The sequence below is a fragment of the Saccharopolyspora sp. NPDC047091 genome (assembly GCF_040643635.1).
GTDB lineage: Bacteria > Actinomycetota > Actinomycetes > Mycobacteriales > Pseudonocardiaceae > Saccharopolyspora_C.
Genome location: NZ_JBEYUS010000066.1, coordinates 1 through 12,588 on the forward strand (window position 1 = coordinate 1; position 12,588 = coordinate 12,588).

Sequence of the window (12,588 nt, forward strand, 5' to 3'; positions counted from 1 at the left end):
CCCCTCCTCCCCCCCCCGCCCCCCGGCCCCGCGTGCCGCTGTGGGCCGCCCCCGCGCCGCCGCCGCGGCCCGCCCCCGCCCGGGCGCCGCGGCCTTCGGCCTTCGGGGAGCGGCTTGGTCTTCGGGTTTGCGGGGGTTTGGTCTTTGGCCTTTGGTCGTTGGGGGTTGGTCGTTGGGGGGCGTGCTCTTCGGGGTGGTCAGTGGTGGGTCGTTCTTCTTAGGAGTAGGGCTGTCAGGGCGCTTGTTGCTCCTACGAGGGCGATCGTGTGGTTCAGGGGGAGGTGTTCGGCCAGTAGGCCGAACAGGAGCGGGCCCAGGCCTTGGACCGTCATGGTGGTGGTGTTGAGCAGGGCGAAACCTTGGCCCTGCAGGGAATCGGGGACCGCTGCCAGGTAGTGGCGCTGCAAGCCCAGCAGGTAGGCGGATCCCGTGCCGGTGAGGGCGTAGGCGGCCACCACCGCCGGGTACGGCGGGTTCAGCAGCACGGTGCTCAGCGGTGCACCCATGAGCAGGAGCAGGGGGAGCACCAGCCGTTCCCGGGTTCGCGGGGAGCAGGACCGGCCCACCACCACGTCTCCGGCGAGCATGCCCGCCGAGGTCGCCGCCAGGAGGAGTCCGGTTTCCGCCGAGGTGAAGCCGCGTTCGGCGGAGTACGGGATGACCAGACTGCCGCCGGCGGCGAGGAGGGCGGCGGGCAGGCACTGGATCGCGATCAGCCCGGCGACCCGCGGCGCGGCCAGCAGCTCGGCGTTGCCCCGCAGCGTGTCCAGCACGATCGACCCGCGCGGCCGCGCCACCTCGGTGCGTGCCGGCTCGGTGCGCGCCAGGAACAGAGCGCTGAGCACCGCCGCCACCAGGTGCGCCGCCGCGGTGAGCAGCATCGTCCACTCGACGCCCAGCCCCGCCGCCAGCGCACCGCCCGCCGCCATGCCCACCAGCTGAGCCGCGACCGCGACCAGGTACGACAGCGAACGCCCCAGCACGTAGGAGTCCCCGGCCAGGACCGCCGCCAGCACCCGGGCCGCGGCCCCCGTGCTGACCGGCGTCAGGCAGGCGGCGGCCGCGACGAGCAGCAGGCCCACCCCGACCGGCAGGTTCCCGAACGCCAGCAGCACCCCGATCGCGCACTGCACCCCGTAGCCCGCCGCGATCACCGTGCGCGGCGCGAACCGGTCGGCCATCGCCGCCAGGAACAGCCCGCCCGCGGCCTGCGGCAGGAAGCCGATCGTGAACGCCACCGCCGTCAGCAGCGGCGAACCCGTCCGGCCGAACACCAGCACCGCCAGCGCCACCGACCGCACCGTGTCCGCCAGGACGCCGAGCAGCCGGGCCGCGAACAGCGCGCGGAACTGCGCCACCGCGAAGACCTGGCCGTAGGTGGACTTCACCGCGAACTCGTCGCCCATGCCCGGGATGCTTCCGGAAACCTCCGCGGCAGCCCAGGCGTTTTCGCCGCGCTCAGCCCCGCGGGATCGTCCTCGCCGCCACCAGCGCCGCCGCGAAGGTGATCGCGGCCGCGGTGAGCGACGTGGTCTGCATCGCCCCGGTGAAGGCGTCGCGCGCGGCCGCGAGCAGCGGCGAATCCGGCGGCAGCACCGAAGACGCCGCCGCCAGCGAATCCGCGAACGCCGCCCGCCCCGCGGTGGAGAGCCCCTCGGCAGCCGGCAGCGCCGAGCGGTACAGCAGCGACACCAGGGACCCGAGGATCGCGATGCCCAGCGCGACGCCCAGTTCCATCGCCGTCTCGGAGATCGCCGACGCCGCTCCCGCCTTGTGCGGCGGCACCGACGACACCACCACGTCGGTCGTCAACGTCTGCGCGATCCCCACGCCCAGCCCGGTCGGCACCAGCGCCAAGCCCAGCCAGAAGTAGGAATCGGCGCCTTCCGCGGCCGCGATCGCGACCAGCCCGGCCGCCACCAGCAGCAGGCTCACCGCGATCGCCCGGCCGGCACCGAGGCGGCGCGACATCCAGCCCACCACCGCGACGGCGGCCATCGCCGCCACCGTGCTCGGCAGCTCCCCGAGACCCGCCGCCAACGGCCCGAAACCGCGCACCAGCTGCAGGTACTGCGAGAAGAAGAACAGCAGGCCCATCAGCGCGAACACCGCCATGAAACCCGCGAACACCGACCCGCTGAACGCCGGGCGCGCGAACAGCGACACGTCGATCAGCGGCACCGGCAGCCGCCGCTGCCTGCGCACGAACGCCCAGCCGCCGGCCAGCCCCGCCAGCAGCCCCAGCCCGCCGGCGGCGTCGGCACCGGAAGCGACGGTGTGCTTGATCGCCCACACCACCGGCACGATCGCGACCATCGACAGCAGCGCCGACGGCAGGTCGAACCGGCCCGGATCCGGATCCCGCGACTCCGGCAGCAGCCACGTCCCGCTCACCACCAGCGCCGCCATCACCGGCACGTTGATCAGGAACACCGAGCCCCAGCTGAAGTTCTCCAGCAGCACGCCGCCCACCAGCGGGCCCACCGCGGCGCCGCCGCCCGCCGCGGCCGACCACACCGCGATCGCCTTCGTCCGCTCCGCGGCGTCCGGGAAGATGTTGCGCAGCAACGACAACGTCGACGGCATCAGCGTCGCCCCCGCCACCCCCAGCAGCAGCCGGGCCGCGATCAGCATCGCCGCGCTCGTCGACAGCGCCGCCAGCAGCGACGCCGCCCCGAACGCGGCCGAACCGACCAGCAGCAGCCGTTTGCGGCCCACCCGGTCGGCCAGCGAGCCCATCACCACCAGCAGGCCCGCCAGTGCCAGCGAGTAGACGTCCCCGATCCACAGGACCTGCGCGGCCGACGGGGCGAGGTCCGCGGTCAACGCGGGCACCGCCAGGTACAGGACGGTGTTGTCGATCGCCAGCACCAGCACCGCGATCGCCAGCACCGAGAGCGCCGCCCAGCGCCTGCGCGGGGCGAGCGCCTGCGGACGCGCTCCGGAATCCAGCTGCATGAGCGATACTGTACTGACCAGTCGGTGCAGTTTTCAGGTCGTGCGGCTCGCCGGGGACGGTGAGGAAGGATGGCCGCATGGGTCGAACAAGCGGGCGCTCGCCCGAGGACACCCGCCGGATCCTGCTCGACGCGGCCAAGCGCGTGATCCGCCACCACGGGCTCGGCGCCACGCTCGACGTGATCGCCCGCGAGGCCGGGGTGTCCAAGGGCGGGCTCGTCTACCACTTCGCGAGCAAGCAGGCGCTGCTGGTGGCGATCGCCCAGGAGCAGATCGACCTGTTCCGCGGTGAGGTCCACGCGCACCTCGCCGATCCCGAAGGCGTGCCCGGCAGGCTCACCCGGGCCTACGTGCGGGCGAGCACGGCCATCGTCGACGCCGACGAGATCCGCGAGCGGTTCAGCCTGATCGCGCAGCTCTACGTGGTCCCCGAAGTGGTCGAGCTGGCCGAGGAGGACGACCTCCGCTGGCAGCGGGACCTCGACGCCGACGGCGTTCCGGAAGCGACCCAGGCGCTCGTGATCGCCGCGGCCGACGGCGTCGGCGACCGTCCGCTGTGGGCGTCCGAGCTGGAACCGCGGATCCGCGCGCGCCTCGAAGCCGACCTCATCGCGATGGTCGACGCGGCGGTGGCCGAGCACGACTGAGCTCCCGGCGGTGCACGGATCGTGATCCATCATCACTGCGGGTGCATGTTTGGTTGCGAAGAGGTTGCGAAGTTACCCCGGGGTAGCCGGAGTGATTGTCAGCACTTCGTGTCCCGGGTCACGCTCCAGGTAGACCTACTGAGCAGTAGGTCGATCCGGTTCGCCACTCGACGAGGAGTAGCCCGTGAACCTCCGCCCGTTCCAGCGCGCGGCCACGACCGTGCTGACAGCCGCGGTCGGGGTGTCGTTCGCCGTCGCGACCGCCTCCGCCGCGCCCGCCGAGGAACGTCCGCCGTTCTACGAGCCGCCAGCGGAACTACCGGGGACCAACGGTGACGTCATCCGTTCCGAAACGTCCGAGTACTTCCTCGACCCGCTCAAGACGATCCCGGTCGACGCCGACGTCCAGCGGATGATGTACCGCTCCAGCGATCGCGACGGGTCGGCGATCGCGGTCACCGGCACCGTCATCACGCCGAAGGACGACTGGACGGGCGACGGGGAGCGGCCCGTCATCGGCTACGCGCCCGGCACCCAGGGCATGGCCGACCACTGCGCGCCGTCCCGGCAGCTCGCGAACGGCACCGAGTACGAGGGCTTCTTCATCAAGGCCATGCTCAGCAAGGGCTACGCCGTCGCGATGACCGACTACCAAGGCCTCGGCACGCCCGGTCCGCACACCTACGTCAACCGCGAAGTCACCGGGAACGCCGTGCTCGACGCGGTGCGGGCCGCGCAGCGGCTGCCCGACGCGGACGTGCCGGACGACGGGCCGGTCGCGCTCTACGGCTACTCCCAAGGCGGTGGCGGCTCGGCCTCCGCCGCCGAACTCGCCGCGAGCTACGCGCCGGAACTCGACATCAAGGGCGCCGCGGCAGGCGCCGTGCCCGCCGAACTCGGCGGCGTGGGCGAGAACCTCGACACCGGGCCCTACGCCGCGTTCCTCGGCTACGCCCTCGTCGGCATCGCCTCCGGGTACGACATCGACCTCGACCCCTACCTGAACGACACGGGCAAGCAGTTCCGCGAGGACGTCGAGAACTCCTGCACCATCGACGGCATCGCGAAGTTCGCCTTCGCCGACTCGAAGGACTACAGCGCCGACGGCAGGCCCATCACCGACTACCTGGACGAAGAACCCTTCTCCGACGTCGTCGCCGAGCAGCGGATCGGGCGCACCGCCCCCGGCTTCCCGGTGCTCGTCTCGCAGAGCCGGCTCGACGACGTGATCCCCTACGACCAGGGCGAAACGCTGGCCGGCGACTGGTGCGGTGCGGGGGCCGACGTGCAGTTCGCGCCGAACCTCGGGCCGACGCACATCGGTGGTGCAGTGGCCTCCTTCCCGCGCGCGTTCCAGTGGATCGACGACCGGCTCGCCGGGAAGGCCGCCGAATCCAACTGCGGGAACCTCGACCAGGCCCCGGCCGACCCGGAGATCCCCGTCGACGAGAACCGGCCGCTGCTGCCGCAGCTGTCCGAGCGGATGAACATCCGCTGACCAGGTGCTCCGAGCACCGCGGGTCCCGGAGCACCTGTGAGTCCGGAGTGCTCGTGAGCCCGGAGCACCCGAGAATCCGGAGCACCCGAGAGTGGAGTGCCGCCCCTTCCACGCGGAAGGGGCGGCACTCGTCCGTCAGGCCGCCCGCAGGCCGATGACGAGCCTGTTGCCCTTGCCGGTCGCGGCGTACGACACGGACTTGCCCTTCGGGCAGGCCTTGCCGCTGCGGAAGGACTTGTTCCCGACCTGGCCCACCACCCACACGCACTTGCCGTCCGCCTTGGTGTCCTTGACGTACCCGCGGATGGTGAGGGTCCCCGACTTGCAGGTGACCTTGAACGTGCTCTGCCCGAAGGGCTGGCTGATGCGGTAGGTCTTCCCGCACTGGGCGGCGATCGATGCGTCGCCGGCCACCGCCGGTGCGGCCACCGCCGGCGCGGTGAGCGTGCCGGCGAAACCGGCCATCATGGCCCCGGCCACGAGCAGGCGCTTCGTCTTGTTCATGGTGTTTCCCCCTGTTCCCGCGGGAATGTCCCGCCGTTCGTCCCTGCCGGGGAACGGCAGCGGATTCCGGCCGGGCGATCGCGACGTGACCAGCACGTCCCGCGATCGCCCGACCTCGCCCCCAGTGGCCCCCGGTACGCGGCGTCGAACCGCGTGGACACAGGTTCCCGAGATCGTCCGCGTTGGGACAACCGGGTGGGACGTCCTTGGGACGTTGGGATGAAAGGGCCTTCGTGACCAGCCTTGATCGGGCCATCTTGGGACGAATCGGGATCACCGGGACGACGTCCCGTGGAAGACTCCGCGGCCATCGGAAGCAGAGGGGAGCCTGGGGGATGGCCGGACCTGAGCGCGGCGGCGACGTCGCGCGCCAGCTCGACGAGCTCAAGCGGCGCAGCGGACGCAGCTACGAGCAGATCGCGGTGCGCACCTTCTTGAGCAGATCCACGGTGCACCGGTATTGCAGCGGGCAGGGCACGCCGCAGAACTTCGGTGCCGTCGAAGCGATCGCAACCGCCTGCGGGGCGACTGCGGCGGAGCTCGCCCGCCTCCACCGGTGCTGGGAGCGGGCACGCCGGGCGAGAGCCGCGGAACCGGTTCCTCGGGCCGCTCGTGGCGGTGCGGAACCGGGGGCGGTGTCCACCGCCGTCGCCGAACCGCCGGAGGTCGTCGGGGCGCTGGATGTGGCCGAACCGCCGGATGTGGCCGGGCCGTCGAATGTCGTCGGGCCGCCGGAGATCGTCGAACCGCTGGAGGTCGTCGGGCCGTCGGGCGGGCCGAAAGTCGTCGGGATGCCGGGCGTCGAACCGCTGGAAGTGGCCGGGCCGCCGGATGTGGCCGGGCCGCTCGGTGTCGCCGGACCGCCGGGCAGTACCGGATCTCCCGGCGGCGAGCTTCCCGGCGGAGCCGGACGTCCCGGCTCCGCCGCACCGTCGACCGGTTCCGGCTCCGCCGCGCTGCTCCGTCCGCCGCCGACCGCGCCACCGCGCCGCGGCCTCGTTCCCGCGCGACCGGACCTCGCCGAACCCGCCCCGGCCCCCGCGGGCGGGTCACCGGGCCGGGGCCGCCGGTGGTGGTTGCCGGTGTCGGCGGTCGCGGCGTGCCTCGCGCTGGTGCTGCTCGCGTACTCGTTGCGCGCCGGATCGGGGCCGCGTCCGCTGAGCGGCCTCCCGCCGAACTGGACCGACGTGCCCGCGGAGATCGACCCCGACTTCGTCGGCGTCACCCTGAACAGCGCCACCGGGGACATGCCGGGGTTCCCGGTCGATTCGGTGCGGCTGTGGGATTCGGGGACGCGCTGGCAGGCCCTCGAACCGGAGCGCGGCCGCTACGACTGGCGGACCCTCGACCGGCTGCTCGACTCCGCCCGGCAGGCCGGGGTGTCGGTGGTGTTCACCTTCGGCGGGACACCGGGCTGGGCGAGCCCGCGCGGGCAGCGCTCCGCGTACCCCGATGATTCCCGGAACGGGCCGCCCGACGACCTCGCCGATTGGGAGCGGTTCGTGACCGCCGTCGTGACCCGGGCCGCGGGCCGGGTGGAGGCCTACGAGCTGTGGGACTTCGGACCGCCGAACTTCGACGGCTCGGTCGAGACCCTGGTCGAGATGACCGAGATCGGCGGCCGGGTGGTGCGGGAACTGGATCCGCGGGCGCAGGTGGTGTGCCCCGGCTTCGGCGAGCTGTGGGATCCGGTGGCCGATGCGCACCTGGAGCGGTTCGCCGTGCTGCGCGGCTACGACCACTGCGATGCGGCGCCGGTGAAGCTGCACCCCCGCCGGATGGGCGACCCGCCGGAGAGCATGGCCGAGCTCGCCACCCGGATCGAGGCGACCCTGCACCGCGGCGGCGCGAGACCGCGGATGTGGAACACCGGGGTCAGCGTCGACAACCCGTACGAGCCGGCGGTCCCCGCCGAGCTCGCCGCCGACTTCGCCGTCCGCTGGTACCTGATGGGGCTGTGGCTGGAGTACGACCGCGTCTACTTCTACAGCTGGGGCGGCGGGAAGGTGCCGATCCCGTTGCAGGTGGCCGGATTCCAGCCGACCGAGGCCGGGCGGTACGTCGGCGAGCTGCGGGAGTGGTTGCGCGGCGCGCGGATCAGCTCCTGCGGGCGCGGGGGCGAGGCGTTGCTGCCGGACAACGTCTGGCAGTGCCGGTTCGACCGCGGTGGCAAGGCCTTCGTCGTCCGGTGGACGCACGAGGGGACCGCGGAGATGGCGCCGGACCCGGGCATGGCGGTCGTGCAGCGGCTGGACGGTTCCCGCGACCGGCTCCGGAGCGGGGAGCGGCTGGAGGTCACCGGCAGCCCCGTGCTGCTGCGCGCCGGATGAGCGAGCGCGACCGGCGCGAGGTCCTGCTCGCCGGCGGGACGTCAGCCGCGGAGGGACAGCGCGAGCCGCACCGCGTCGGCCCTGGAGTGCAGGTCGGCCTTGCCGAACAGGTTGTTGATGTGGGTCTTCACCGTCGCCTCGCTGATGTGCAGGTGCCGGGCGATCTCCCCGTTGCGCAGGCCGTGCCCGATCAGGTCCAGCACCTCGCGTTCGCGGGCGGTCAGCGCCGCGGGCGGTTCCGGCGGCGCCGCGGTCCGGCGGGTCGCGAGCTCCAGCAGCCGGGACTGCACCTGCGGATCCAGCACCGAATGCCCGGCGTGCGCGCTGCGCACCGCTTGCACGATGGTGGCCCGGTCCGCGTCCTTGGTGAGGTAGCCCTGCGCGCCGGCCTGCAGCGCGGCGAGGATCGACTCGTCGTCCTCGAAGGTCGTCAGCACCACCACCCGCACCCCGGGCCGCGTCGTGCGCAGCTTCCCGGTGGCCGCCACCCCACCCATCACCGGCATGTGCAGGTCCATCAGCACCACGTCGGGGGCGTGCTCGGCGGCGGCGGCGAGGGCGAGCTCGCCGTTCTCGGCGGTGCCGACCACGTCGATGCCCGGGTCGAGGCCGAGCATCACGGCCATCGCGTCGCGCACGGCGGCCTGGTCGTCGACGACGAGCAGCCTGATCGGGTTCACCGGGGTGGTCGGGGTCATCGGGGCAGCTCCATCCGCACGGTCCAACCGGTTTCGGGCGGGGTGCGCGGGACCGCGCGCAGCGTGCCGCCGAGCAGCTCGGCGCGTTCCCGCATCCCCACCAGGCCCATCCCGCCGCCCTGGTCGCCGTCCGGAACCGCTCCGGTGGGGCCGTCGTCGGTGGCGGTGAAGCGGACGGACTCGGCGGTGCACTCCAGCAGCAGTTCGACCCCGGAACCCGGGGCGTGCCGCCGGGCGTTGGTGAGCGCTTCCTGCGCGGTGCGGATGACGGCCTGCCCGATCTCGACCGGCACGTCCTCGGCGTCGCCGCGGATCTCGAGCTCGGCGGCGCCGTCCTGCGCGAGCCGGGTCAGGGTGTCGGCCAGCGGCAGCGCGCCCTCGCGCAGCGCGTGCACCGCGCGCTTCGTCTCGCCGAGCCCGGTGACGGCCAGCGCTCTCGCCCGGCGCACCGCCTCGTTCGCCTCGTCGGTGCGGCCACCCGCGTGCAGCGCGTCGGCCATGTCCAGCTGCACGGCGACCCCGGACAGCGAGTGGCCGAGCACGTCGTGGATCTCGCGGGCGATCCGGCTGCGCTCCTCCAGGGCTGCCTCCCGCGCTTCGGAGGCGATGGCGCGGTGGGTCTGCTCGGCGGCCAGCAGCGACGCGGCGCGGGCGCTGATCCGCTCCCGGCGCGCCATCCCGATGTACAGCGGCAGGCTCACCGTCAGCGCCAGCCACCACGGCGGCCCGTCGGGGATCTGGAACCAGAACTCCAACGTCCAGGTGGCCGCGGCGGCGGCCGCGGTGCTCGCCCCGGCGACGGCCAGCGCGGCGCGCCTGGAGCTGAGCTTGTCCCCGGCGGTCGCGCAGGCGATGAACACGAACGCGGCACCGACGGTCCGCGGCGCGAGGGCGAACACCATCGCGCCCGCCAGCGCGTACACCGCCACCACCACGACCCGCGCCCACTCGGGTCCGCCGCGCCAGGGGATCGCGGCCACGCACGCCGCCACGACCGTCACCGCGCTCGTCACCCAGACCAGGGTGGTGAAGTGGGCGGGCGGGGCGTCCAGGAGCTGCACCACCAGCAGCGCGGCGAGGAAGCAGACGACCAGCGGGCGCAGCAGGTGGTCGGTGATCCGCGGCGCGTGCCGCCCGGTGGAGGTGGTGCTCATCGGCCGCGATGTTCCTCCGGGGCTCGTCACCGCCGGGCACCGGGGTGCGAGTTCCGCCGCTCGGCCGCCGCGTCGCGGAGCCCGTCGAGCACCGGAGCGAAGCTCCGCATCCCGCGCAGTTCGCCCGCCGCGCGCGCCTTCTGCTGCACCGCGTCCAGCATCGGCGAGGTGACGGGTGCGCCGCCGCGCTTGCCGCGGGACCACGGGATGCGGCCGGTGCCGCTCGCGCTCTTCGCCAGGATCGCCACGCCCTCGGCGAGCACGGTCAGCCCGAGGCTGAACGTGACCCCGCCGCCCGCGTGCAGGCCCACAGCCCCGGCGAGCAGCCCCGAACCGAGCTTCACGGCGATGTTCACGACCCACAGCACCGCGGTCGTCCAGGTGTAGCGCATCATCGCGTGCCCGTCGCGCTCGTAGATGCGGACGCTGAACCCGCGCACCACGCCGAGCCCGACGCTGAGCACGGCCGTGGCCGCCAGCAGCCCGATGGCCTCGGGGGTGTTCGGCACCTCCCGCAGGTTCAGCGCGCCGACCACGGCGATCACCGCGGGGACCAGCAGCATCCGCTTGCCCTCGACCGGTTCTCCGGTGAACCGGCGCACCAGCACGTAGCCGATCAGCCCGATGATCAGGATGATTTCGATGGGACCGCTCACGGTTCCGCACCTCTCGTTCGGAGTTCCTCGTGTCGTCGACGACGTTAGGAATTCCGGCGGCGCGAGTCGTGGGGCGCGAACCGTATTCCGGGTGGAGATCCGTCTCCACCCGGGTGCGGGCTCACCCGTCGCGGGCGGCGCGCTTGTCGCGCTTGAGGAGGGGGATCTCGGAGACCGGGATCGGCTCGCCGGGCAGTCCGGCGCTGGGCCGTCCGGGTGCGCGGAGCCCGTCGAGCATGACCAGCAGGGCGCGTTCGGCCAGGCGGTGCGAGTCGAGGTCGTCCGGTGCGGGCCGCCGCAGCAGCATCGCGAAGATCGCGGCGATGTCGCCCGCGCCGACGTCGGCCCGCAGCGAGCCTTCGGCCTGCGCGGTGGCGACCACCGAGTCCAGCGTGGCCAGCAGCGAGTCCCGCAGCCGCTGGGTGACCTCGTCGCCCTTGACGATGTCCCAGGCGCGCGGCGAGGACATGCCGAGGTGGACGCTCAGCTGCAGCTCGTCGGAGCTCTTCAGCAACCGGACCAGCGAGTCCCAGCCGGTGGCTTCCTCCACCGCGGCCGCTTCGGCCTCCGCGAGCGTGTTCGCGAAGTTGTCCCTGGCCACCGCCCGGATCAGCGATTCGCGGTCCGGGAACCGCCGGTAGAGGGTGCCGACGCCGACGCCCGCGCCGCGCGCGATCTCCTCCATCGGCACCTCGGGGCCGGCGGAGGTGAACAGCGACTTGGCGGCGCCGATGATCTGGTCTCGGTTGCGGCGGGCGTCGGCGCGCAGCGGTGGTTCCCCTGTCGAGGCCGAGAAGTCCGTGGTCACGCGCCGTATTGTCGCATCCGCCCGTTCGGAGGTGGACGGAAATCCTCCACTTCAGTACGGTGGCCGAGTAAGCGGAAGATTTCCTTCCGCATTCTCCGCTTGGGAGGCGCACCCCATGACCGACCTCACCGAACAACCCGTGCGGACCTTCCCGGTCGCGAGGAAGTGCCCGTACGCGCCGCCCGAGGAGTACGTGCAGCTGCGCGAGACCAGCCCCATCTCCCGCGTCCGGACCCAGACCGGTTCCGAGGCGTGGGTGCTCACCCGGCACGAGGACGTCCGCTTCGTGCTCTCCGACCCGCGGTTCAGCTCCGACCGGCGCAACCCCGCGTTCCCGTTCCTCGTCGCGGGCCAGCAGCAATCGATCAGCGAGTTCCGGCCCAACATGCTGTCCCTCGACGCGCCCGAGCACGGGCCGGTGCGGCGCTCCGTCCTCGGCGAGTTCACCGTGCGGCGGATGCAGGCGCTGCGCCCGCGCATCCAGCGGATCGTCGACGACTGCATCGACCAGCTGCTCACCGGACCGCACCCCGCCGACCTGGTGGCCACGCTGGCGCTGCCGGTGCCGTCGCTGGTGATCTGCGAACTGCTCGGGGTCCCGTACTCCGACCACGGCTTCTTCCAGACGTGCGCCACCTCGATGCTCAGCCGCAACACCCCCGCCGACGAGCGGGTGCGCAGCGCGGGCGCGATCCGGGACTACCTGCGCGACCTGATCCTCGCCAAGCGGGCGGACCCGGGCGACGACCTGCTCGGCAGGCAGCTGGCCACCATGCCCGACGCCGGGCCGGACGAGGTCGAGGACCTCGTCGCGATGGGCACCCTGCTGCTGGTCGCCGGGCACGAGACCACCGCGAACATGATCTCGCTGGGCACGCTGACCCTGCTGGAGAACCCGGACGGCCTCGCCGCGATCAAGGCCGACCCGGAGCGCACGCCCGCGATGGTCGAAGAGCTGCTGCGGTACCTGACCATCGTCGAGACCGTCACCTCCCGGGTGGCCACCGCCGACGTCGAAGTGGGCGGCACCCTCATCCGCGCAGGCGAAGGCGTCATCGCCCTCGGCCACACCGCGAACCACGACCCGGGCGCGTTCCCCGAACCCGACGAGTTCGACATCGCCCGCGGCGCCCGCCACCACGTCGCGTTCGGCTACGGGCCGCACCAGTGCCTCGGGCAGAACCTGGCGCGGCTGGAACTGCAGATCGTGTTCGACACGCTGTTCCGCCGGATTCCGACGCTCGCGCTCGCGGGCCCGCGCGAGGAGCTGCCGTTCAAGGACGACGCGGTGATCTACGGCGTGTACGCGCTGCCGGTCACCTGGTGAGCGGGGCG

11 protein-coding genes are annotated in these 12,588 nt (G+C 73.0%); 4 read left to right on the plus strand and 7 right to left on the minus strand.

What is annotated here, in order from left to right:
* Positions 1–197: 197 nt before the first annotated feature.
* Complete coding sequence (locus ABZ805_RS23310) at positions 198–1,406, minus strand: MFS transporter (RefSeq protein WP_358443998.1); 1,209 nt, start codon at positions 1,404–1,406, stop codon at positions 198–200.
* Positions 1,407–1,458: 52 nt separating this feature from the next.
* Complete coding sequence (locus ABZ805_RS23315) at positions 1,459–2,958, minus strand: MFS transporter (RefSeq protein WP_358444001.1); 1,500 nt, start codon at positions 2,956–2,958, stop codon at positions 1,459–1,461.
* 77 nt (positions 2,959–3,035) lie between these two features.
* Between ABZ805_RS23315 and ABZ805_RS23320 the strand changes: the two genes are divergently transcribed.
* Together ABZ805_RS23320 and ABZ805_RS23325 are read left to right on the plus strand one after the other, a co-directional pair.
* Positions 3,036–3,605, plus strand: coding sequence for a TetR/AcrR family transcriptional regulator (locus ABZ805_RS23320; RefSeq protein WP_358444004.1), 570 nt, complete (start codon positions 3,036–3,038; stop codon positions 3,603–3,605).
* A 184-nt stretch (positions 3,606–3,789) separates the two neighbouring features.
* Entirely contained in the window at positions 3,790–5,103 is a 1,314-nt protein-coding gene (locus ABZ805_RS23325; protein WP_358444006.1) for a lipase family protein, read from the plus strand.
* Positions 5,104–5,238: 135 nt separating this feature from the next.
* Here ABZ805_RS23325 and ABZ805_RS23330 read toward each other — a convergent pair whose 3' ends face one another.
* Entirely contained in the window at positions 5,239–5,607 is a 369-nt protein-coding gene (locus tag ABZ805_RS23330) for a hypothetical protein (protein WP_358444009.1), read from the minus strand.
* 335 nt (positions 5,608–5,942) lie between these two features.
* Here ABZ805_RS23330 and ABZ805_RS23335 point away from each other — a divergent pair, with 335 nt between their 5' ends.
* Positions 5,943–7,937 (plus strand): helix-turn-helix domain-containing protein, encoded by a 1,995-nt coding sequence (locus ABZ805_RS23335; RefSeq protein ID WP_358444011.1) that lies wholly within the window; start codon positions 5,943–5,945, stop codon positions 7,935–7,937.
* Between the two features lie 41 nt (positions 7,938–7,978).
* Here ABZ805_RS23335 and ABZ805_RS23340 read toward each other — a convergent pair whose 3' ends face one another.
* The 4 genes from ABZ805_RS23340 to ABZ805_RS23355 form a co-directional block, all read right to left on the minus strand.
* Positions 7,979–8,635 (minus strand): response regulator transcription factor, encoded by a 657-nt coding sequence (locus tag ABZ805_RS23340; protein ID WP_358444014.1) that lies wholly within the window; start codon positions 8,633–8,635, stop codon positions 7,979–7,981.
* Entirely contained in the window at positions 8,632–9,789 is a 1,158-nt protein-coding gene (locus tag ABZ805_RS23345; protein WP_358444017.1) for a sensor histidine kinase, read from the minus strand. The genes ABZ805_RS23340 and ABZ805_RS23345 overlap by 4 nt, the downstream gene beginning before the upstream one ends.
* A 26-nt stretch (positions 9,790–9,815) precedes the next feature.
* Complete coding sequence (locus ABZ805_RS23350; RefSeq protein WP_358444020.1) at positions 9,816–10,445, minus strand: DUF1453 domain-containing protein; 630 nt, start codon at positions 10,443–10,445, stop codon at positions 9,816–9,818.
* Between the two features lie 121 nt (positions 10,446–10,566).
* Entirely contained in the window at positions 10,567–11,253 is a 687-nt protein-coding gene (locus ABZ805_RS23355; RefSeq protein WP_358444023.1) for a TetR/AcrR family transcriptional regulator, read from the minus strand.
* Between the two features lie 115 nt (positions 11,254–11,368).
* Here ABZ805_RS23355 and ABZ805_RS23360 point away from each other — a divergent pair, with 115 nt between their 5' ends.
* A complete protein-coding gene (locus tag ABZ805_RS23360) occupies positions 11,369–12,580 on the plus strand; it encodes a cytochrome P450 (protein WP_358444026.1) in 1,212 nt (403 codons plus the stop codon).
* Positions 12,581–12,588 lie beyond the last annotated feature (8 nt).